The 21,598-nt window shown below is 71.4% G+C and carries 19 protein-coding genes and 1 pseudogene; 12 read left to right on the plus strand and 8 right to left on the minus strand.

The window, feature by feature from the left end:
* On the minus strand, window positions 1-844 hold an 844-nt coding region (locus E1292_RS56340), incomplete at its 3' end, for an RDD family protein (RefSeq protein WP_181958376.1).
* A gap of 51 nt (window positions 845-895) precedes the next feature.
* Here E1292_RS56340 and E1292_RS40805 point away from each other — a divergent pair.
* On the plus strand, window positions 896-1,888 hold the full coding sequence (locus E1292_RS40805) for a stage II sporulation protein M (RefSeq protein WP_132604358.1): 993 nt from the start codon (window positions 896-898) through the stop codon (window positions 1,886-1,888).
* A gap of 12 nt (window positions 1,889-1,900) precedes the next feature.
* Here E1292_RS40805 and E1292_RS40810 read toward each other — a convergent pair whose 3' ends face one another.
* The 5 genes from E1292_RS40810 to E1292_RS40830 all read right to left on the minus strand — a co-directional run bounded on the left by E1292_RS40810 (window position 1,901) and on the right by E1292_RS40830 (window position 7,286).
* Complete coding sequence (locus E1292_RS40810; RefSeq protein ID WP_132604361.1) at window positions 1,901-3,322, minus strand: DUF58 domain-containing protein; 1,422 nt, start codon at window positions 3,320-3,322, stop codon at window positions 1,901-1,903.
* A 104-nt stretch (window positions 3,323-3,426) separates the two neighbouring features.
* Window positions 3,427-4,407 (minus strand): AAA family ATPase, encoded by a 981-nt coding sequence (locus E1292_RS40815; protein WP_132604364.1) that lies wholly within the window; start codon window positions 4,405-4,407, stop codon window positions 3,427-3,429.
* Window positions 4,397-5,587 (minus strand): DUF4350 domain-containing protein, encoded by a 1,191-nt coding sequence (locus E1292_RS40820; RefSeq protein WP_132604367.1) that lies wholly within the window; start codon window positions 5,585-5,587, stop codon window positions 4,397-4,399. Before E1292_RS40820 ends, E1292_RS40815 begins: the two co-directional genes overlap by 11 nt.
* Window positions 5,584-6,255 carry a DUF4129 domain-containing protein gene (locus tag E1292_RS40825; protein WP_181958377.1) on the minus strand — a complete coding sequence of 224 codons (672 nt, stop codon included), beginning with the start codon at window positions 6,253-6,255 and terminating at the stop codon, window positions 5,584-5,586. Before E1292_RS40825 ends, E1292_RS40820 begins: the two co-directional genes overlap by 4 nt.
* Window positions 6,252-7,286, minus strand: a complete 1,035-nt coding sequence (locus tag E1292_RS40830) for a DUF7847 domain-containing protein (RefSeq protein WP_246090678.1) — start codon at window positions 7,284-7,286, stop codon at window positions 6,252-6,254. Before E1292_RS40830 ends, E1292_RS40825 begins: the two co-directional genes overlap by 4 nt.
* A 507-nt stretch (window positions 7,287-7,793) precedes the next feature.
* On the opposite strand from E1292_RS40830, the gene mtrA reads away from it, so the two are divergent.
* The 6 genes from mtrA to E1292_RS40860 all read left to right on the plus strand — a co-directional run bounded on the left by mtrA (window position 7,794) and on the right by E1292_RS40860 (window position 14,983).
* The gene (gene mtrA / locus E1292_RS40835; RefSeq protein WP_043620615.1) at window positions 7,794-8,471 is read left to right on the plus strand and encodes an MtrAB system response regulator MtrA; all 678 of its coding nucleotides are present in this window, start codon (window positions 7,794-7,796) and stop codon (window positions 8,469-8,471) included.
* 18 nt (window positions 8,472-8,489) lie between these two features.
* Window positions 8,490-10,238 carry an MtrAB system histidine kinase MtrB gene (gene mtrB, locus E1292_RS40840; RefSeq protein ID WP_132604373.1) on the plus strand — a complete coding sequence of 583 codons (1,749 nt, stop codon included), beginning with the start codon at window positions 8,490-8,492 and terminating at the stop codon, window positions 10,236-10,238.
* Window positions 10,225-11,961, plus strand: a complete 1,737-nt coding sequence (locus tag E1292_RS40845; protein WP_132604376.1) for an LpqB family beta-propeller domain-containing protein — start codon at window positions 10,225-10,227, stop codon at window positions 11,959-11,961. Before mtrB ends, E1292_RS40845 begins: the two co-directional genes overlap by 14 nt.
* A gap of 171 nt (window positions 11,962-12,132) precedes the next feature.
* Window positions 12,133-12,831: a ComF family protein gene (locus E1292_RS40850; protein WP_132604379.1), complete on the plus strand. Its 699-nt coding sequence runs from the start codon at window positions 12,133-12,135 to the stop codon at window positions 12,829-12,831.
* 612 nt (window positions 12,832-13,443) lie between these two features.
* On the plus strand, window positions 13,444-14,112 hold the full coding sequence (gene hpf / locus E1292_RS40855; protein WP_132604382.1) for a ribosome hibernation-promoting factor, HPF/YfiA family: 669 nt from the start codon (window positions 13,444-13,446) through the stop codon (window positions 14,110-14,112).
* A gap of 172 nt (window positions 14,113-14,284) precedes the next feature.
* Entirely contained in the window at window positions 14,285-14,983 is a 699-nt protein-coding gene (locus E1292_RS40860; protein WP_132518859.1) for a response regulator, read from the plus strand.
* 304 nt (window positions 14,984-15,287) lie between these two features.
* Here the strand turns inward: E1292_RS40860 and E1292_RS40865 are convergent, their stop codons facing one another.
* The gene (locus tag E1292_RS40865; RefSeq protein ID WP_132604385.1) at window positions 15,288-16,484 is read right to left on the minus strand and encodes a winged helix-turn-helix domain-containing protein; all 1,197 of its coding nucleotides are present in this window, start codon (window positions 16,482-16,484) and stop codon (window positions 15,288-15,290) included.
* 116 nt (window positions 16,485-16,600) lie between these two features.
* Between E1292_RS40865 and E1292_RS40870 the strand changes: the two are divergent.
* Window positions 16,601-17,791, plus strand: a pseudogene (locus E1292_RS40870) (RNA-guided endonuclease InsQ/TnpB family protein); the annotation flags it as partial.
* 40 nt (window positions 17,792-17,831) lie between these two features.
* The gene (locus tag E1292_RS40875; RefSeq protein WP_132604391.1) at window positions 17,832-18,230 is read left to right on the plus strand and encodes a methyltransferase domain-containing protein; all 399 of its coding nucleotides are present in this window, start codon (window positions 17,832-17,834) and stop codon (window positions 18,228-18,230) included.
* A gap of 86 nt (window positions 18,231-18,316) precedes the next feature.
* Here the strand turns inward: E1292_RS40875 and E1292_RS40880 are convergent, their stop codons facing one another.
* Window positions 18,317-19,105: an alpha/beta fold hydrolase gene (locus E1292_RS40880; RefSeq protein WP_132604394.1), complete on the minus strand. Its 789-nt coding sequence runs from the start codon at window positions 19,103-19,105 to the stop codon at window positions 18,317-18,319.
* A gap of 161 nt (window positions 19,106-19,266) precedes the next feature.
* Between E1292_RS40880 and E1292_RS40885 the strand changes: the two genes are divergently transcribed.
* From E1292_RS40885 to E1292_RS40895, 3 genes are all read left to right on the plus strand, one after another.
* Window positions 19,267-19,686, plus strand: coding sequence for a YciI family protein (locus E1292_RS40885; protein ID WP_132604397.1), 420 nt, complete (start codon window positions 19,267-19,269; stop codon window positions 19,684-19,686).
* Entirely contained in the window at window positions 19,687-20,940 is a 1,254-nt protein-coding gene (locus E1292_RS40890; RefSeq protein ID WP_132604400.1) for an RNA polymerase sigma factor, read from the plus strand. It begins immediately after the preceding gene.
* A 159-nt stretch (window positions 20,941-21,099) separates the two neighbouring features.
* Window positions 21,100-21,598 (plus strand): TetR/AcrR family transcriptional regulator (locus E1292_RS40895; protein WP_246090679.1); only part of this gene is annotated, 499 nt, incomplete at its 3' end.

Raw genomic sequence — 21,598 nt, forward strand, 5'->3', positions numbered from 1 at the left:
GACTAGTCGTCGGCAGCGTCAGATGTATATAAGAGACAGGGACCGGTGGAGGCGGGCCTTGCTGCGCGTACGGGGCCTGCGGCGCGCCGCCGTTTCCCGCGCGCTGCGCGAACCGGGCCTGCTCCCGGCGGCGGCGCTCGGCCAGGACGGCGCTCAGGTAGGCGTACGGCGGCGTCCCGGCAGGGGCCGCTGGGGAGACGAAGGACGCAACCTGGGTCGCGATGCGCACGCCCATCTCGTGCTGGACCTGCGGCGACAGGTCCGCCCAGCGCAACAGGTACTGCCGGGCCGCCTGCGCCACCTCGTCGGGCAGCTGGGACAGCTCCAGCGTGACCGCCCAAGTCGCCAGCGGCGGCGGCATCATGATGACCTGCCCCGCGTCGCGCGGCGCCCGGTCGGAGATCACGATGGTGCCCGCGAACACGTCGCCCAGCCGCTTGCCCCGCTGCGAGACCAGCGAGGCGATCAGCGCCGGCGCGCCGGCGAGCAGCCAGAACTCCACCACCCCGGCCAGCCCGCGGAACAGCGCCTGCCTGAAGCGCTCGGGGCTGCCGTCGTCGCTGACCACCCGGAGCCCGAGCGCCAGCTTCCCGAGGCTGCGGCCCCTGGTGACGGACTCGAAGATCACGGGGTAGCCGATCATCACCAGCACCAGCAGCACGATCATGACGGCGCTGAACATGGCCAGATCCGTGATGCCGGCGAAGGCTCCTAAGAGCGCGTAGGCGCCGAACATGGCCGTGAACTGCACCGCCATGTCAATGATGATCGCCAGCGCCCGCGAGGGCATCTGGGCCACCCGCACTTCGACGACGACGGCGTCGCCGGTCACAACCTCCGACATAAGTGGAGCCTAACGGCTATGTCGCGCTGATTGAGCGGCCAGAATGTTCGGGTGGACATCGATGCTTTCGTCGCCGCGCACCGCCCCGTGTGGGACCGGCTCGACTACCTGGTGAAGAATCGTTCGTCGCTGACGGGCGTCGAGGTGGACGAGCTGGTCGACCTGTATCAGCGGGTCTCGACGCACCTGTCCATCGTGCGCTCCTCGTCGAACGACCCGATGCTGGCCGGGCGGCTGTCCGCGCTGGTGGCCAGGGCCAGGTCCGCGGTGACCGGCGCGCACACGCCGGCCTGGCGGGAGCTGACGAGGTTCTTCACGGTGACGTTCCCCGTGGTGGCCTACCGGGCCCGGTGGTGGTGGCTGGCGAGCTCGGCCGCGTTCCTGGTGGTCGCGTTCGTGATGGGCGCGTGGGTCGCCAGCAACCCCGAGGTCCAGGCCGCCATCGCCAGCCCTGAGGAGATCACCCAGCTGGTCGAGGAGGACTTCGCCGACTACTACTCGGAGAATCCCGCCGCGTCCTTCGCCAGCCGCGTGTGGGTGAACAACGCGTGGGTCTCGGCGTTGATGATCGCGTACTCGGTGCTGCTGGGGCTGCCGATCCCGTACGCGCTCTACGCGAACGCCGAGAACGTCGCCGTCTCCGGCGGCCTCATGGCCTCGAGGGACAAACTGGATATCTTCTTCGGCCTCATCATGCCGCACGGGCTCCTGGAGCTGACCGCGGTGTTCCTGGCGGCGGCCGTCGGCATGCGCCTGGGCTGGACGGTCGTCGACCCCGGCCCCCGCAGGCGGGTCGAGGCGCTGGCCGAGCAGGGCAGGGCGGTGATGAGCGTGGCGCTCGGGCTGGTCGTGGTGCTGTTCGTGTCGGGGCTGATCGAGGCGTTCGTGACGCCGTCCGGGCTGCCCACGTGGGCGCGGGTGGGGATCGGGGTGCTCGCCGAGGCGGTCTTCCTGACGTACGTGATCGTCTTCGGCCGCCGGGCGCTGGCGCGGAACGAGACCGGCGACCTCGAACGCGCCCCCGACGTCGCCCCCTCGGCCTAGCGCGCCAGACCGTCAGAGGCGTCCTGCGGCCTTCAGCGCCAGGTACGCGTCCGCGAGCGCGGGTGCGATGTCGTCCGGCGCCGCGTCGACCACCTCGACCCCGTGCCGGCGCAGCCTGGCGGTGATGCGCCGGCGCCCGAGCTGCGCGTGCTCGGCCGCCGCCGCGTCGTAGACCTCCTCGGTCGAGTCGCGGCGGCCGGCCATGGCCGCCACCCGCGGATCGGACACCCCGGCGACCAGCACCAGATGCCGCGCGGACAGCTGCGGCAGCACCGGCATCAGCCCTTCGTCCAGCGCCGCCGAGTTCAGGTCGGTCAGCAGCACGACCAGGCAGCGCCGCTTGGCCCGGGACAGGATGGCGGCCACCATGCCCTGCGAGTCGGCTTCGATCAGCTCCGCCTCGATCGGCGCCATCGCGTTGACCAGCGACGACAGCAGCTCGGTGCGCGACTCCCCGCTCACCCACGCGCGTACCGCCCGGTCGTATGCCAGGAAGTCCACCTGGTCGCCGGCCTTGGCGGCCAGGGCGGCCAGCAGCAGCGCGGCGTCCATCGACCAGTCGAGCCGCGGCCAGCCGGGCGCCGGCCGCGAATCCGGCCCGAGCAACGGCCCGAGAGACGACCCAAGAGACGACCCAAGAGACGACTGGGCCGGCAGCCCGCCGCCGCGTCCCTCCGCGCCGGCCAGGGGAATCGGCGCGTCGCCCACTCGGCCCGCCGAGGTGCGGCCGGTGTCGAGCACGATCAGCACGCGGCGGTCGCGCTCGGGGCGCCAGGTGCGCACCACGACGTCGTGGCGGCGCGCGGTGGCCCGCCAGTCGATGGAGCGTACGTCGTCGCCCACCACGTATTCGCGCAGCGAGTCGAACTCGGTGCCCTGCCCGCGCACCAGCGCCGGATGTTGCCCGTCCAGCTCGCGCAGCCTGGCCAGCCTGGAGGGCAGATGCTTGCGCGACAGGAACGGCGGCAGCACCCGCACCGACCACGGAGCCTGGTGGCTGCCCTGGCGGGCGGCCAGGCCGAGCGGCCCGACCGAGCGCACCGTGACGGCCACCGACGTCCGGTCGCCGCGCCTGGTCGGATCGAGGGTCACGACGACCTTGCGCCGCTCGCCGGCCGGCACGTCCAGCGGGGCGATGCGGGGCGAGGCTCCCGCGGAGGGTTGCCAGGCGTCCCTGAGCACGCCGCGTACGCGCCGGGGACCCGGATTCTCCACCACCAGCTCCACCGTGGCCCGCTGGCCCAGGCGCATCAGGGTCTCGCCGGAGCGGTGGAACCTGAGCGGGCGCACCGCGCCGGCGAACACCAGGTCCACGATGATCGCGGCGGCCAGCAGCAGGCAGACCCCGGCCAGCGCGGGCCCCGGCAGGGGCGCGAACATCACCACCAGGATCCCGATCGCCGCCAGCAGCCCGGCACGTCCGGTCAGCGCCATCGGTCGCTCACCTTCCTCACTCGCTGCGCGGAGTGCCTCCTCCGTCGGCCCTCCACTCCGCTCGCTGCGTCGGGTTCGCTCCGTGCCATGAGTCGCTCCTCCCGTCAGCGGGGGACGGGGACGGAGGCGAGGATGCCGTCGAGCAGGCCGTCCGCGGTCGCCCCTTCCAGCTCGGCCTCGGGCCGGAGCTGGACGCGGTGCCGCAGCGCGGGCCTGGCCAGCGCCTTCACGTCGTCGGGCGTGACGTACTGGCGCCCGGACAGCCACGCCCACGCCCGGGAGGCCGCGAGCAGGGCGGTGGCGCCGCGCGGGGAGACGCCGAGCTGCAACGCCGGCGAGCTCCTGGTGGCGCGGGCGACGTCCACGATGTAGCCGAGCACCTCGGGCGCCACGTGCACGCCGGCCGTCGCCTCCCGGCCCGCGGCCAGGTCGGCGGCCGTGGCGACGGCCTTGACCTCCGACAGGTCGCGCGGGTCGAAGCCGCGGGCGTGCCGGTCGAGCACCGAGATCTCCTGCTCGCGCGGCGGCAGCGGCACGGTCAGCTTGACCAGGAACCGGTCGAGCTGGGCCTCGGGAAGCTGGTAGGTGCCTTCGTACTCGACGGGGTTCTGGGTGGCGCACACCACGAAGGGGTCGGGCAGCGCCCGGGCCGCGCCCTCGACGCTGACCTGCCGCTCCTCCATCGCTTCGAGCAGGGCGGCCTGCGTCTTCGGCGGGGTGCGGTTGATCTCGTCGGCGAGCAGCAGGTTGGTGAACACCGGGCCCTCGCGGAACTCGAACCGCGCGGTCTTCGCGTCGTAGATCAGCGATCCCGTCACGTCGCCCGGCATCAGGTCGGGCGTGAACTGCACCCGCTTGAAGTCGAGCGACAGGGCCGCCGACATCGTGCGCACCAGCAGCGTCTTGGCCACGCCCGGCACGCCTTCGAGGAGCACGTGGCCCTTGCACAGCAGCGCGATGACCATCCCCGTCACCACCGCGTCCTGCCCGACCACGGCCTTGGACACCTCGGTGCGCAACGCCGCCAGCGCCTCTCTCGCCGAGTCGCCCGTACTCGTCACGCGGTAGGTCTCGTCAAAGTTCACTCAGCTGCCTTTCGATCAAATCCAAGTATCCGGCCAGTTCGACGAGCCTGGCGTCGTCCGCCGGCGGCGGCCCGTACAGTGCCGCGCCGAGTTGGTGCGGGTCCTCCACCGTGCGGGCGGCGAGCGCCGCGACGACCTCCTGGGGCCCCGCGCCGTGGCCCAGCCCGAGCCTGGCCGTGAGCCGGTCGATCGTGCCCGCGCGCAGCGCGGCGGCCGCGCGTTCCCTGGCGTGCCTCGCCCGGTAGAGCCTGCCACGCCCCTCGACCGTCTCGGCGGCCCTGACGACGACGGGCAGCTTCTCCACCACCACCGGCCCCAGCCGCCTGCCCCGCCAGAACGCCGTGAGCGCCACGGCGATGATCGCCATGTAGATGACCCAGCGGACGTTGCCGGGCATCAGGTCGTACATCGACTGGCCCTGCTCGCCGGCCAGCTCGCCGGGCGGCGGGTTCTCCGGGGGAACGACCCAGGTCACGGGCTTGCCGGTGCTGAGGAGGTTGAGCGCGAGCGCCGCGTTGCCGTCCTCGGCCAGCCGCTGGTTGGTCATGAAGCCGCCGTCGCCGACGACGGTGGTGACGCCCCTGCCGTTGGCGTAGCTGACCAGCGTGTGCCCGTCGCCCGCCGGGTAGCAGCCGGTGGACCCCGGCGGGCCGCGGAAGGCGACGCCGCCCATGTGGGCGCTGCCCGCGACCCGGGCGGCGGGCAGCGGGCATCCGGGCTCGCGCGATCGGGGGCGCGCGGCCTGCGGCAGCGTGCTCACCCCGGGGGCCAGGGCGGGCAGGCCGATGACGTCGCCGACGATCAGCCGGTCGCCGGGGAGTTCGGCGAGGCGGCCCACGTCGACGTACGCCTGGTCGGTGATGAGCAGCAGGCGGTCGCCCGTGGCGGCCTTGTCGACGGCGGCCTGGGTGGAGTCGACCCGGTCGACGGTGACGCCCCGCTCGCGTAGCAGCTCGGCCAGTGCCCTGGAGCCCATCAGCGAGGTGTCGTCGGGGTCGAGGGGGCGTGCGGGGCCCCGGCCTGAGCCGAGCAGCACGCTCGCCACCGCCGCGAGCACGACGACCAGGCCGAGGAGCACGATGAGCCGGCCGGCGCGCCAGGTGGAGCGGGGGGTCGGGGAGGTCGGCCGGGACGCGCCGGCGACGGGAGGGCTCCCAGGAGAGCGGGTGTCCACGCTCATGAGGCCCCTCCGCTCCCCGGCCACGGGCTCGCACCAGGCGCGGCGCCCGCCGGCGCGGGGGACACGACGGGGACCGGGCGGGCCCGGCTGACGCGGTCGTCGAGGCCGGCCATCCGCGTGTAGGCGTCGCGGGTGCCGGGCACCCCGCCGTACGTGACGTCGTCGAACGAGCGGGCCGCCGCGGCCAGCTCGTCCGCGAGGCCCGGCAGGGAGACGGCGGCCTCGGCGGCCAGCTCGTCGGCCGTGCGACCGGGCATGCCGTCGACGAGCGCGCGTTCCTCCAGGTCGCGGGCGATGGCCCGGAGGCGTTCCTGGACGGCGGGCGTCCACTGCCCTTCGCCGGCCAGCCGTTCCGCCGCCTGCCGGTGCTCGGCCGCGCTCATCGCCCGCTCGCCGAACAGCCCGCCCATCGCCGGCGCGTTCCTACGCGCGGACCTGCGCAGCTGCCACGAGATCAGCACGATCACCCCGAGGATGATCAGCACGATCACCACGGACGCGATGATCCCGCCGGCCGAGCCGCCGCCCGTGGCCGCGTCGACGAGGTCGCCCAGGAACTGCATGACCCATCGGTAGATCCGGTCGGGCAGCGACTCCGTCTCGTAGGCGGGATCGAGCAGTTCGCGCGTGGCCTGCCGCGCGGCCTCCTCCCTGTCGATCGGGCTCACGACCTGGCGGAGTTGGACGGGTGCCAGAGCTCGTCGGCGGAGGCGTGCACCCAGCCCTGGCGCTGCTGCTCGATGGCCGCGGTCTGCAGGACGAGGTCGAACGCCTCGCTCCGCATGCGGCGGTCGGCGTAGAGCAGACCGGCGACCCCGGCCTCGAACGGATAGACGAACATGGCGCTCAGCGTGCCGCCGATGGCGATCAGCACGGCCGACACGACCGCGGTCGCCGCCGAGCCCGCGCCGAGCATGCCGAAGAGCGTGCCCGCGATCGTGAACGGCACCGACAGGATGCCCGCCACGAGCCCGACGAGCAGCGAGGTGAGCAGCAGGATGCCGAACACCCGCCAGAAGTCGCCGGTCACCAGGTGCCACGAGCGGCGCATGGCGTCGAGCGGGCCGCGCCCTTCGAGGACCACGGCGGGCGAGGCGAACGCGAAGCGGGTCCTGATGAACAGGTAGTAGCCGATGTACACGAGGATGAACAGGATGCTCAGCAGGGCCAGCCAGCCGAGGTCGCCGGAGCCGGCGTTGAGCGAGAAGACCACGATGAGCATCACGAAGACGAGGGCGGGCACCAGCATGATCGCCGCCATCAGCCCCACCACGCCGAACAACGCCGGCACCCGGCCCTTGACCAGCTGCCAGGCCTCGCCTGCGGTGAGTTTGCCGCCGAAGACGGCCCGGCCGAGGATGCGGGTCAGCACGCCGGTCAGCAGGGTGACCACGACGAACTGGATGGCGTAGGAGATCAGGGCGCCGCCGTACTGGGCGGCGAAGCCGTACAGGCCGGTGAGCTCGCCCTGCGTGGCGACCAGGCTGTCGGGGTCGGCGAGCGCGCCGCCCACGGAGTTGAGCAGGAACGCCTGCCCCACCGCCAGGGGCACGGACGCGAGCAGGGCGGCGATGGCCGACAGGCCGAGCACGGCTTTCGGGTTGGACCGGATGAGCTTGATCGTGCCGTCGAGCAGGTCGCCGAGTTGCAGCGGGCGCAGCGGGATGATGCCCGGCCGGAGCGCGGGCGGTGGCGGCATGGTGCCGTAGCCGGGCTGCGGATGCGGATGTTGCGGATAAGGTGGCTGGGGCCCCGGCCCGTGAGGCGGCTGTTGGGGTGGTTGCTGCCCGTAGGGAGCCCCGTAAGGGGTTTGCTGTTGCGAGCCTGGCGCGGTCCACGGCGAGGCCGGCGGGGCGCTGTAGGGCGGGGGCTGTTCGGCCGACCAGCCTGATGGCGTCTCGGGCGTGGGACCGTGACCGTCTGACATATCCCCAATCCTGGCATGCTGGGCGAGACATTGGGTCGCTGAGTGCAGCCGGGCTGATCCGACGCCCCGGCTTTGCCGCATTCTTCGGCGAATCCGGCTCCTGTTCGCGTCCAGGGATGGCAGAAAGTTGCTCTGTTACCGCAGACTGAGATGGCGATCGCGGGGGCGGACCGGAAATTCGCCTTTTGCGGGCTCCGAGTCACACTCATGAGCCCACCAAGGGTAACCTTCAGCGATCGTGCGGGTATGTCCCACAATGCGTAGAACGAATGAGGGGCCATGAAAGGTCGCGTGCTGGTCGTCGATGACGACGCCGCTCTCGCCGAGATGCTGGGGATCGTGTTGCGGGGGGAGGGTTTCGAGCCGTCATTTGTATCCGACGGTGACAAAGCCCTTGACGCTTTCCGGGATACACGCCCCGACCTGGTGTTGCTCGACCTGATGCTGCCGGGGGCCGACGGCATCGACGTCGCGCGCAGGATCAGGGCGGAGTCGGGCGTTCCGATCGTCATGCTCACGGCCAAGAGCGACACGATCGACGTCGTCCTCGGGCTGGAGTCCGGCGCCGACGACTACATCGTCAAGCCGTTCAAGCCGAAGGAACTGGTCGCCAGGGTGCGGGCGCGCTTGCGCCGTACCGACGAGCCGACCCCCGAGATCTTGCAGATCGGCGACATCACCATCGACGTGGCCGGACACTCGGTCAAACGCGGCGAGGAGACCATCAACCTCACGCCGCTCGAGTTCGACCTGCTCGTCGCGCTGGCCCGCAAGCCGCGCCAGGTGTTCACCCGCGAGGTCCTGCTCGAGCAGGTGTGGGGCTACCGGCACGCGGCCGACACGCGCCTGGTCAACGTGCACGTCCAGCGGCTCAGGGCCAAGATCGAGAAGGACCCCGAGCACCCCGAGATCGTGGTGACCGTCCGCGGCGTGGGTTACAAAGCCGGACCCGCCTGACCTCCGCCCAGCCCTGCCATGCCCCCGACCAGGAAAACGAGAACCCGCAGGCGTACGCTCCGCCAGATTCTCGGCGGAGCGCGCCGGCGGGTTCGTCGTGCGGCGGGCAGGACACGCAGCGTGTGGCGGCGTTCGCTGCAGCTCCAGGTCGTCACCAGCACGCTGGTGATCTCCGTGATCGTGGTGGTGGTGCTCGGCACGTTCCTGTTCGGCCAGATCAACAAGTCGGTGGTCGACAGCAGCCAGCAGTCCTCCGTCAGCGACGCGTTCGCCGACCGCCTGCAGATCGCCGACGCCCTCGCCCCCGACACGGACGAGCAGACCAAGACCACCGACACCGCCAAGAGCGGCGCGGCCAACCCGCTGGACGAGGTCATGGACGCCGTCACGGGGTCGGGCGAGGACGGCTCCAAGAAGCGCTACGACGTGCTGATCCTCAACCCGGCCACCCCGGGCCAGTCGCGGGCGTCCGGCAGCGTCGTGCGCTCCAGCGTGCCCCCGAACCTCCGGGCGCACCTGCAGCGCTACATCCGCAACCACGAATACGGCAAACCCGTCGGGAACGTTCAGCAGATCAAGTTTCCCGGCGAGAACCAGCCCCGGCTCACCTTCGTGGTCGGCGGCGTGGTGCACGTGCCCACCAGCGGCCAGAACTACGAGGTCTACCACTTCTTCCCGTTCAACGAGGAAGAGGAGCTGCTCACCAACGTCCGGCTCGCCATCGTCGTGGTGGGCCTCGGCCTCGTGCTGCTGCTCGCCGCGATCGCGTACCTGGTCGCCCGCCAGGTCGTCTCCCCCGTACGCCTCGCGCGCCAGGCCGCCGAACGCCTGGCCGCCGGCAAGCTGGACGAACGCCTCAAAGTGCGCGGCGAGGACGACCTGGCCCGGCTGGCGAACTCGTTCAACGAGATGGCCGCCAACCTGGCGCTGAAGATCCACCAGCTGGAGGAGCTCTCGCAGGTCCAGCGGCAGTTCGTCTCCGACGTCTCCCACGAGCTGCGCACCCCGCTGACCACCGTGCGCATGGCCGCCGACCTGCTCTACGACGCCCGCGAGGACTTCGACCCGATGGCCTCCCGCTCCGCCGAGCTCATGCAGGCCCAGCTGGAGCGGTTCGAGGCGATGCTGGCCGACCTGCTGGAGATCAGCCGCTACGACGCCGGCGCCGCCACGCTCGACCTCGACCCGGTGGACGTGCGCGACGTCGTGCTGCGGGCCATCGGCGACTCCGAGGCGCTGGCCGAGCGCCACGCGACCCGCTTCGAGCTGCGGCTGCCCAACGAGCCGTGCATGGCCGAGATCGACGACCGCAGGGTCGAGCGCATCCTGCGCAACCTGCTGTTCAACGCCATCGAGCACGGCGAGGGCAGGGACGTCGTGGTCACCGTGGGCGCCGACAGGGACGCCGTCGCCATCGCCGTACGCGACCACGGGATCGGCCTGAGGAACGGCGAGGACACGCTGGTGTTCGACCGGTTCTGGCGGGCCGACCCCTCGCGTGCGCGCACCATCGGCGGCACGGGGCTCGGGCTGGCGATCTCCCGCGAGGACGCCACGTTGCACGGCGGCTGGCTCCAGGCGTGGGGGCAGCCGGGCGAGGGCTCGCAGTTCAGGCTGACGCTGCCCCGGACGGCGGGGGCCGACCTGAAGGGCTCGCCGCTGTCGCTGGTGCCGCCGGAGATCGAGATGCGGCGTACGTGGCGCGGCGCCATGACGCCCGTACTGCTGCCCGCCTCGGCGGACGGGGGCGGTCATGACGACGATTAGGCGGCTCGGCTTCGCGGTCGCGATCGTGCTCGCCGTGGTCGCCGCGGGCACCGGGTGCACCGTGATCCCCGTGACCGGCCCGTACATGGTGGGCGACGACGGCACCGGCGGCGACCCGCTGAACAAGCCGTTCCAGCGCATGATCGCCATCCCGCCCCAGCCGAACTGGGGGCCCGAGGACACCATCAAGGGCCTGCAGGCCGCCATGGCCGCCTACGCCGACGACCCGTCGATCCTGCCCCAGTACCTGACCCCCGAGGCACGGTCCAAGTGGAGCGCCGCCGGCCCGGTGAAGGTGATCGAGGACGCGTTCGAGATCGCCTATCCCACGCCGCGCGACGGCACGGAGACCGTGCTGCAGGTCACGCTCAAGGCCCAGTGGGTGGCCAGCATCGGGACCGACGACGCCTACGCCCCCACGGCCGGCGCCTGGGACGGCGGGACGTTCGAGCTCGTCAAGACCCAGCAGGGCGGCTACCTCGTCAACAAGCTGCCCGCCGGGCTCCTGCTCACCAACTCCGACGTGGTGCGGGCGTACCGTCCCGCGAACCTCTACTACCTGAACGCCGACATGCCGGACCGGCTCGTCGTCGACCGCGTGCGCCTGCGGATGAAGCCGACGGAGAGCTTCGCGCGGACCATACTCGAACGCCTGCTCGAAGAGCCCACCACGGCCCTTCGCGACGCGGTGACCACCAGCTTCCCCGAGGACACGACGATCGAGTCCATCAGGTGGAACGAGGAGCGCGTGCTGGTCAACCTCTCCGGCCCCCTCGACCCGCTCGACCTGAGCGCGGAGGCCGCGCTCAGGGCGCAGATCAGGCACAGCTTCGCCGACAACGACGTCGCCAAGGGGCGCATCATCGAGATCCAGGTCGACGGCGAGACGTACGCCGTCGACCGGCCCGATCCCGCCGACCCCTGGCTGGACGACGGGGGCGACACCGCCTACTTCGTCGACAACGGCGCCGTGCACTTCATGGGCAAGGAAGGCCCCGCCGGCGCCGTGCCGGGCGCCGCGGGCGAGCAGCGCGCGGGCTACACCGACTTCGCCCTGTCGAAGGAGGAGACCGCCCTCATCGCCGCCAAGACCTCCACCGGCATCTCCATGGCCAAACTCGCGCAGGACGGGCGCTGGCAGGAGGTCATCCAGGGCACGGAGCTCACGCCGCCGACGTTCCACCGGGACGGGTCCCTGTGGACGTACGACAACGAGAACGGCGTACTGCTCCGGTACGACCCGACGAGCGGGCGGGGGCCCGAGCGGGTCGCGGCGCCCAAGCTGGCCGGCCTTGACGTCGCCCGCCTGCGGATCGCCAGGGACGGCGTGCGGGTGTCCGTCACCACGGGTGAGAACACCGTGCAGATCGGCGCGCTCATCTCGACCCCCGAAGGGCTCGTGCTCGGGAACTTCCGTAGCCTGACCACGACCGAGATGGGGGACGAGATCGTCGACGTGACCTGGAGCGATGACGAGCACCTGCTGGTCCTGGTGGAGAGCAAGGCCGGGCAGATACTGAGCGAGATCAACGTCGGCGACGGGGCAACGGTCGGGGTGCCGTTGAAGGACCGGCTCGCCTCGCTCGCGGCGCTGGACGACCGGGTGCTGGGGGAAGTGAAGACCGACAAGGAGACGAAGATCGTCGAGCTGAACCAGGACCGCCAGACCTGGGTCCCGAAGGTCGAGTCCAACGCCGGCAGCCCTCTCTTCCCGCTGGGCTGACCGCCGCCGGTCCGCCGAAGCCCTCGCCGGTCTGCCGAAGCCCTCGCCGGTCTGCCGAAGCCCCCGCCGGTCTGCCGAAGCCCTCGCCGGTCTGCCGAAGCCCCCGCCGGTCTGCCGAGGACCGCCGCGGTCGCCGGAGAACTGTCGGTGCCGGGCGGCATGCTGGGCGGCGTGCTGACTGCCGTGCTCGATCTGGTTCTCCCCGGCACGTGCGCGGGCTGCGGCGCCAAGGGGGCGCGCTTGTGCGATGGCTGCGTCGCCGAGCTGACCGCCTCACCCGCCCGGCGCGGGCCCGACCCGTCCCCGGCCGGCCTGCCCGACTGCTGGTCGGCGGCGCCCTACACCGGAGTGGTCAGGAAGGCGGTGGTGGCCTACAAGGAGCGCGGCGCGGTGGCGCTGGCCGGGGTGCTGGCGCAGGCGGCGACGTTCACCGCCGTGACGGCGATCGGGCGGACGCAGGCGTCGTGGGCACGCGGCCGGCTCGCGGTGGTCCCTGTGCCCAGCGCGCGGCGGAGCCTGCGCGGCAGGGGGCACGATCCGGTGGGGCGGCTGGCCGTGCTGGTGGCGCGCGACCTGCGGGCGCTGGGCGTGCCGGCGCGGGTGTGGCCGGGGCTGGTCCAGGCTCGGGGCGTGGCCGACCAGGCGGGCCTGAGCTCCGCCGAGAGGGCCGCCAACCTCGCGGGGTCACTCCAGGTCGCCTCGCCCGCCGGCGGCCCTCCAGCGCCCGTTGCGCTGCTCCTGGACGACATCGTGACCACCGGTGCCACCCTCGCCGAGGCCGCGCGGGCGCTGCGGTCGGCCGGCGTGCGGACGCCGCTGGCGGTCACCGTCGCCGCGACACGCCGAAGATCTTGGAAGTCGTTACGGTGACGGTGAGTAAAGAAAGATCCAATTCGCCGCTCTAACCTGAAGGTGACATGTGCCTTGCCCGAGTGACGTGCCGGGGCAGCTCAGCGGTCAGGACGTTCGTGCCCGTAAGGGGTGCCAGCCGGGAGGGCCGGGTGCCGGAATGCGCTTTCCATCCCGTGGAAAATCACGGAAAGTGATCCTTTGGTCCACCCTCCGGCTGACATTCTCCCTGGATGCGGATAGCGTTCTGACATGGCACCCGTTCGGGTCCGTGGTTGCGCAGGGCCGGTGTTCCCGGCTCTGCTAGCCGATGCCAGCCGCAGGCAAAACGGTCCACGTAAGGCGACTCTTTGTCGACCGATCACGGTGCGGCTTAGGGGTAAGTCCTGCCTTCCCGAGGGGCCAGATGTCCCTCGCCAGAAGAGAAGGGCAGTAGTGGCGACTGAGCTGCGAGACCCTCAGCAGGCGGATGTGGGGTCGAAGACCAGGTCGGCCGGACGGGTGCCCTCCGAGTTCCCGGTGACGCCGAGTCGGAAGAGGGTAACGGTGGCAGAAAGGCAGACAGATGACCCCGCCCGGCACGCACATCGTCGGGCGCTCTTGCTCAGTCGTTAGACGAAGGGGGGCTGTTGCATGGACATCATCGTCAAGGGCCGGCACACAGGAGTGAGTGATCGGTTCCGAGACCACGTGACGACCAAGCTGGCCAGGATCGAACGTCTGGACAACAACATCATCCGAGTCGACGTGGAGGTGTCGAAGGAACGCAACCCGCGCCTCGCCGACCGGCGAGAGCGCGTCGAGCTCACCATTCACTCGAAAGGACCGGCCATCCGCGCCGAGGCGTCGGCCGACGACCGGTTCGCAGCCCTCGACCTGGCCCTCGACAAGCTGGAAGGCCGCCTCAGGCGCCTGGCCGACCGGCGCAAAGTCCATCACGGCAACCACTGCCCGCCTTCGGTCGCGGAGATCACCGCGACGCTCCCCGACGCCGCCGGGCTTCCCCCGGTCACCCGCCCCACCGTCCCCGAGCAGGCCCAGGAGCCGGACGAGGACGAGCAGGAGAAGAGCGACCGGCTCTACGACGACATCGTCCCGATCGAGATGGACGGCGACGGTCCGCTCATCGTCCGGGAGAAGTTCCACAGGGCGGAGCCCATGACCATCGACCAGGCCCTCCTCGAGATGGAGCTGGTCGGACACGATTTCTACCTGTTCCGTGACAAGGAGAGCGGCCAGCCGTGTGTCGTCTACAACAGACGCGGCTACAACTATGGTGTGCTGCGGCTCGTAGAGCCCTGACAGCGCGCTGAAAGATCTTCTCGACCACCCGAGAACCGCGGCACCCGTGCCATCATGGCGGTTCAACGGCTCTGGCCCCCCGACGAGGAGGAGACGTGAGCGAGCTCAGTCAGGTTCAGATGAGCGAGCGAAGCGATGAACACACAGTCACGAGGCTGCGCAAGGAGGCCTCGTGACCGAGTCCGGCGAGGTCCGCGCGTCCGAGAGCGAGCCGATCCGTGTGCTGATCGTGGACGATCACGAGCTGATCAGGCGCAGCCTGGCGCTGGCGCTGGCCGCTGAGCCCGACATCGAGGTGGTCGGTGAGGCGAGCGACGGGCAGGAGGCGGTCGAACTGGCCGATCGCCTCATGCCCGACGTCGCCCTCATGGACGTGCGCATGCCGCGGCAGGACGGCATCGAGGCGGCGAAGGGCATCAAGGCCTCCGTCCCGAGCACCCGCATCATCATGTTGACGGTGAGCGACGAGGAAGAGGACCTCTTCGAGGCCATCAAGGCGGGAGCCACCGGCTACCTGCTGAAGGACGTCCAGATCAACGACGTCCCCGCCGCGGTGCGCGGCGTGCACGAGGGCCAGTCGTTAATCAACCCGGCGATGGCGGCCAAGCTCATCAGCGAGTTCGCCAACATGAGCCGCAAGGAGGCCGAGCGCCCGCCCCAGCTGCCCGTGCCCCGGCTGACCGACCGGGAGATGGAGGTGCTGCGGCTGGTGGCCAAGGGCATGAACAACCGCGAGATCGCCAAGCAGCTGTTCATCTCCGAGAACACCGTGAAGAACCACGTGCGCAACATCCTCGACAAGCTGCAACTGCACTCGCGGATGGAGGCCGTGGTCTACGCGGTCCGCGAACGCATGCTGGAGATCACCTGACGCGGCGGCCAGTAACGGAGCCGATCCAGTCGACACGGACTCGGATCGGCCCCTCGACGCGGGTCACGGAGCCTGGTTGGAGCACCGGGACGAGCCGGTAGCCGCCGAGTCCAGGTCCAGTGCGTGCGAGGCCCCCGATGCCGGCGACGCCTTCGCGCGGCCTGCCCGTCGATCACCTCGAGGCGGCAGAACTCCAGGGAGCTGGCGCCAGATGTCCACAGGGACGGGCTCCGGCCGGACCCCCGCCTGGTGCGCCCAGGCGAAGATCTCGGACATGGCGCCTCCCCGGAACGTGAAACGGTGCTCAGACCCGACCGGCCGTGGTCAGGATCGGTGCGAGTTCGGGAGGGTCGGCGCGGTCGACGCGGACGGAGTCGCAGCCGACCCAGCCTGCCGCCGACCAGAGAGCCTCGCGCATGGCGTCGGCCCACCGGGCGGAGGAGAGGCCGGGCTCCAGGCTGAGCTGCCTGGCCACCAGGGTGGTGCCCTCGCGCGCCGGGTCGACGCGGCCGATCAACCGGCCGCCGGCCAGCACCGGCATCGTGAAATAGCCGTGGACCCGCTTGTGCTTGGGCACGTAGAGCTCCATCGTGTAGCGGAACCCGAAGACGCGCTCGGTGCGGCCGCGGTGCCAGATGAGCGAGTCGAACGGCGACAACAGCGTCGTGCGGTGGCGGCCACGCGCCTCGGATGCCAGGGCGGCCGGATCGGCCCAGGCGTTGGCATGGCCCTTCTTGCCCGGCCAGCCCGTGACGGTCACGGGCACCAGCCCCGCGGCCCCGCTGAGCAGCACCTCGTCGAGGATCGCCGCGTGACGCCCCTTGAGCCGGAGGAAGTCGATCAGGTCGGTGCGGTTGGCCACGCCCAGCGAACGGCCCGCGACGGCGGCCAGGCGGGTGATGCACTCCTCGTCGGACAGGTCGTCGCCCAGCAGGTCGGCGGGGACGGCGCGCTCGGCCAGGTCATAGACGCGCCGCCAGCCGACGCGGCGGGTGCAGACCAGCTCGCCGATGTCGAGCAGCCACTCCAGGCCGATCTTGGAGTCGGACCAGTCCCACCACGGGCCGCCGTTCTTGGCGCCGCCCACGTCGGACGTCGTCAGCGGCCCCGACTCGCGAACCTTCTCCAGGAGCTTGTCGACGTCGTCGGGGACCTCGTGCCAGCGGAAGCGCCGCTCGCGGTAGGCGCGGCGGCGGAACGAATAGAGCGCCCAGTGCTCGATGGGCAGGATGCAGGCCGCGTGGCACCAGTATTCGAAGCTCTGAGCGGGATTGTGCCAGTAGGCGCGCTCGACCTTGGACCTGCCGACCGCGCCCAGGCGGGCGTAGGCGACCAGCTCGTGGGAGCGGGCCAGGACCGAGATCGTGTCGAGCTGCACGGCGCCGAGCCTGCGCAGCATGGTGTGCACCCCACCCTTGCGTGCGTCGGCGCCGATGAGGCCCTGGGCACGCAGGATGATCCGGCGCGCTTCGTCGGGGGTCAGATCCGGCAGGGGGGTCATCGAATCTCCTTAAGCGTGGAGACCTCGGGCTTCAGCCCTGGGGAGGAAACGCGGCACGGCGCCGCATACCGAACACACGCACGATGCTTAGCCGATCGAGCGGTACCATGTGACGCGTGGCGCAGATCGTGAAGCGGGCCTACAAATACCGCTTCTACCCGACCGCCGGCCAAGCCGAAGAGCTTGCCCGGACGTTCGGCTGCGTCCGCCTCGTCTACAACAAGGCCCTCGAAGAACGCACCCGCGCCTACACCCTGCAAGGCCGTCGCGTCTCCTACGTGGAGTCGTCGGCCGCTCTGACGCAGTGGAAACGCAGCGGCGACTACGACTTCCTGTTCGAGGTGTCGTCCGTGCCGTTGCAGCAGGCGCTGCGCCACCTTCAGGCGGCATTCGCGAACTTCTTCGCCAAGCGCGCCCGATATCCCACCTTCAAGAGCAGGAAGAAGGCACGCGCGAGCGCGGAGTACACCCGCTCGGCGTTCCGCTGGCGCGACGGCACACTGACGTTGGCCAAGATGGACACGCCGCTGGACATCGTGTGGTCGCGCCCGCTTCCCGAGACAGCCGAGCCGTCCACGGTCACCGTGTCCAGGGACGCGGCCGGGCGCTGGTTCGTGTCCATCCTCGCCGAGGAGAAGATCGCACCACTGGCTCCGGCCGAGCAGTCGGTGGGCGTGGACGCGGGCATCACGGCGCTGGCGGCGCTGTCCACCGGGGAGAAGATCGTCAACCCGCGCCCCGAGCGGCGCGACCGGCGCAGGCTGGCCAAAGCGCAGCGGGCACTCGCCCGCAAGACCAAGGGATCGAACAACCGAGCCAAAGCCCGGCTCACGGTGGCGCGGGTCTACGCCCGGATCACCGACCGTAGAAGGGATCACCTGCACAAGGTCACCACCCGGCTTGTTCGCGAGAACCAAGTGATCGCCGTGGAAGACCTGACCGTCCGCAACATGGTCAAGAACCACTCGCTGGCGCGCGCCGTCTCCGACGCCTCCTGGCGCGAGTTTCGGTCGATGCTGGAGTACAAGGCGGCCTGGTACGGGCGCACGCTCGTGGCGGTGGACCGCTGGTTGCCCTCCTCCAGGCTGTGCTCGCGGTGCGGGACGCTGCAGGAGGAGATGCCGCTGAAGGTCCGGGAGTGGACGTGCGCCTGCGGCGCGGTCCACGACCGGGACGTGAACGCGGCCAAGAACGTGCTCGCCGCCGGGCTGGCGGAGAGCTGAAACGCCTGTGGAGCTGGTGTAAGACCTCAAGGGCGCAAGCCCGGCGGGCGGCTGGCGGTGAAGCAGGAAGACCAACCGGCGACGGTTGGAATCCCCCGGCTTCAGCCGTGGGGAGGAAGTCAAGATGGCCCGCCCTCAGAGCCGGGTCGGGTCACTCCGCCCGGCAAGACTCGACCCCACCGACGTCTGGGAGGACTGGACCTCCACATGGGTGGCCCAGCTCGCCGCCCCCGACACCCAGCACTCGCTGGTCTTCGCAGATGACGGACCCGCCGAGCATCTGCTCACCGACCACGTCTCGCAGTCATGGGCATGGATCTCGGCCAAGGGCGAGGAAGGGGTGGTCCGCCAGAACGGCCCACAACGCCTGTGGGATTCCATCGAGAAGGCGATCCACCTCTGGGACGGCGCGGGCCGTCCTCATCAATCCGCGTTCGGGATCACCATCACGCCCAGCGCACAACGGATATGGCTGCGAACTCCTGACGGCCCGAGCTGGAATCTGCCCACCTCCGCGACGTGAGAGCCATCTCCGCCGTACGTCAGTGAACGGCGGCGGCGAAGTCGCGTACGTGGCGGACCAGCCTTACTCCTCACCCAGGCCACGAGCTAGACCGCTCGGGCCGATCCGGCCAGGAACTCCAGCACCAGCGGGCTCGCGACCTCGCGGAACTCCTCGAAGTACGCGTGCCGCGCCCCCTCCACCATCCGCAGCCGCGCACCCGGGATGCGGCCGGCCAGCAGCGGCGCGTTGGCCGCCGGGTTGAACACGTCGTCGGTGCCGTGCACGACCAGTGTCGGGGCGGTGATGGCGGGCAGCGCGTCCCAGCTGTCGTGCCCGCCGCTGGCGGCCAGGTGGCGGCGCCGCGCGTACGCCGGCATGCGCGGGTCGCCGACGGTGCGATACGGGCCGGGATGCGTGGCCAGCCAGGCGGGTGTGTACATGAGCTCCAGCAGCGCCCGCTCGGCCGCCGCCCGGTCCGGCTGGGCCAGCGATTTTCGGACGTCGTTGCCCCGCTCGAACCCGTGGGCGCCGCCCGGCGAGCTGCACCCGAGCACCAGCGCACCGACCCGCTCCGGATGGTCGGCCGCCAGCCACTGGGCCACCCGCCCGCCCATCGACGTGCCGTAGACGTGCGCCCGCCGCACGTCCAGCTCGTCGAGCACGGCCAGCACGTCGCGGGCGAACCCGCGGGTCGTGTACGGCTCGTCGGGCTTGTCGCTGTCGCCGGTGCCCCGGTAGTCGAAGGTGATCGTGGTGTACGCGGGCTCGAAGTCGGCCCGCACCGGGTCCCACCAGCCGTGGTCGTTGGCCTGGCCCTGCAGCAGCACGAGGGGCGGCCCGGCGCCGCGGACCTGGTAGGACAGCTTGACGCCGCCGATGGTTGCGTATGGCACGCCTTCGATGGTGCCCTACGCGCGGGCCCGTACGTCATCGGGACGGTCATGACCGTGGACGGCGGCGGCGCGCTCGTGTGAATCTTTTCCGGAACGTGTCCGGTGCGCCGCCTCGGCTCCGACGTCCCCGGCGAGAGGCAACGGAGGAAGGACCCACCACGATGAAGTACATGATCCTTTCGTACGGCTCGCAGCGTGACTACGACGTGCTGTCGGGCAAGGACTCCGGCGACGAGGCCGCCTGGACCTCGGAGGCCGTGGAGGCGATGGTCACGTTCATGACCGAGTTCAACAGGGAGCTGGAGGAGTCGGGGGAGCTCGTCGAGACCCGGGGGCTGGCGGCGCCCGTACACACCAGGAGGCTGGAGTCGAAGGACGGCCGGCCGGTCGTCACCGACGGGCCGTACGCGGAGACCCAGGAGGTCCTCGCCGGCTACTGGATCGTCGACTGCGAGAGCTTCGACCGGGCCACCGAGATCGCCGCCAAGCTGGGGCGGTGCCCCTACCCCGGCGGGGCGTACGACGACGCCTACGCCGACGTCAGGCCCATCATCGACTCCGCGGCGGACATGGGATTCTGAGTGACGGGCGAGCCGGAGACCGAGGATCTGCTGCGCGAGCTGGCGCCGCAGGTCCTCGGCGCGCTCGTCCGGCGGTACGGGCACTTCGCCACTGCCGAGGACGCCGTGCAGGAGGCGCTGCTCGCGGCCGCCCTGCAGTGGCCGGACGAGGGCATGCCGGACAACCCGCGGGCCTGGCTGATCACCGTGGCGTCGCGGCGGCTGACCGACCTGCTGCGCAGCGAGCAGGCGCGCCGGCGCCGCGAGGACACCCTCGCCTCGTGGACGCTGCCGGAGGAGTGGTTGTCGCCCGCCGCCGACCAGCCCGCCCCGGCGTCGGACGACACGCTGGTCCTGCTGTTCATGTGCTGCCACCCGTCGCTCGCGCCCGCCTCGCAGATCGCGCTCACGCTCCGCGCGGTGGGCGGCCTCACCACGCAGGAGATCGCCCGCGCCTTCATGGTGTCGGAGGGCACCATGACGCGCCGCATCACGCGGGCGAAGGACCAGGTCAAGCGGAGCGGGGTGCCGTTCCGGCTGCCCAGGGCGGGCGAGCGGGCCGTACGCCTCGGCGCGGTGCTGCACGTGCTCTACCTGATCTTCAACGAGGGCTACTCCAGCTCCTCGGGGCCCCACCTGCAGCGCGCGGAGCTGGCGGCGGAGGCGATCAGGCTCGCCCGCGTGGTCCACCGCCTGCTGCCCGGCGACGCCGAGGTGGCCGGGCTGCTCGCGCTCATGCTGCTCACCGACGCGCGGCGACCGGCGCGTACGGGCCCCGACGGCGCGCTCATCCCGATGGCCGAGCAGGACCGCGGTCTGTGGGACGCCGCGGCCGTCGAGGAGGGCATCGCCCTCGTCACCGCCGCGCTCTCCCGTCGCACGCCCGGCCCGTACCAGCTCCAGGCGGCGATCGCGGCGCTGCACGACGAGGCGCGCACCGCGGAGGGGACCGACTGGCCGCAGATCGTGGCCCTGTACGAGCGGCTGCTGGAGCTGTCCGCCAACCCCATGGTGGCGCTCAACCACGCCGTCGCCGTGGCCATGGCCCGCGGCCCTCAGGCGGGCCTCGACCTGCTCGAACGCCTCCAGCACGACGACCGGCTGGCCGGTGACCACCGGCCGTGCGCGGTCCGCGCGCACCTGCTGGAGATGTCCGGCGACCACGCGGCCGCCCGCGAGGCGTACGAGGAGGCGGCCGGTCGTGCGATGAGCCGGCCTCAGGAGCGTTACCTGCGCGCCAGGGCCGCCCGGCTCAAGCCCGGCCCGCCCGCCTGACGGGCTCGGCCCGCCGTCGTCGTCGGCCCGCCACGAACACCGTCCATGCCGGGATCCCCCGCGTTCTCGGCATGGACGTCCGTGGTCTCGCGGACACTGCGGGGGTGTTCCGGGAAAAGGCGTTGACGGAGTGAGTGCTCACTCCGTACCGTCGAAGGCATGACGAATCCCACAGGCCGGCGCCGCGCGCCGGCGATGAGCCCGGAACAACGCCGGGAGATGATCGTGAAGGCCGCCCTGCCCCTGGTGGTCGAGTACGGCACCTCCGTGACCACCGCCCAGGTCGCCAGGGCGGCGGGCATCGGAGAGGGCACCGTCTTCCGCGCCTTCGGCGACAAGGACGCGCTGCTGGCCGCCTGCATGGCCGAGGCGCAGCGGCCCGACGACACGCTCGCGCACGTGGCGTCCATCTCACTGGAGCTGTCGCTCGCCGAACGCCTGGTCGAGGCGTCGGAGGCGCTGCGTGGCTACTTGGCGAGGATGGGCGCGGTCGCCGGCGCCCTGGCCGCGTCCGGCGGGCTCCGCCGCGAGTCTCTCCGCGACGCCCTGCGAGAAACCCCGAAGGACCCCGGCCAGAAACCGTCCACCGGCCCGGAACCGTCCACCGGAGGGGAAGGGGGCGGCGGTACGGCAGCGGCCGCCAGGGGAGAAGGGCCGG

This window comes from Nonomuraea deserti (assembly GCF_004348685.1).
Classification (GTDB): Bacteria; Actinomycetota; Actinomycetes; order Streptosporangiales; family Streptosporangiaceae; genus Nonomuraea; species Nonomuraea deserti.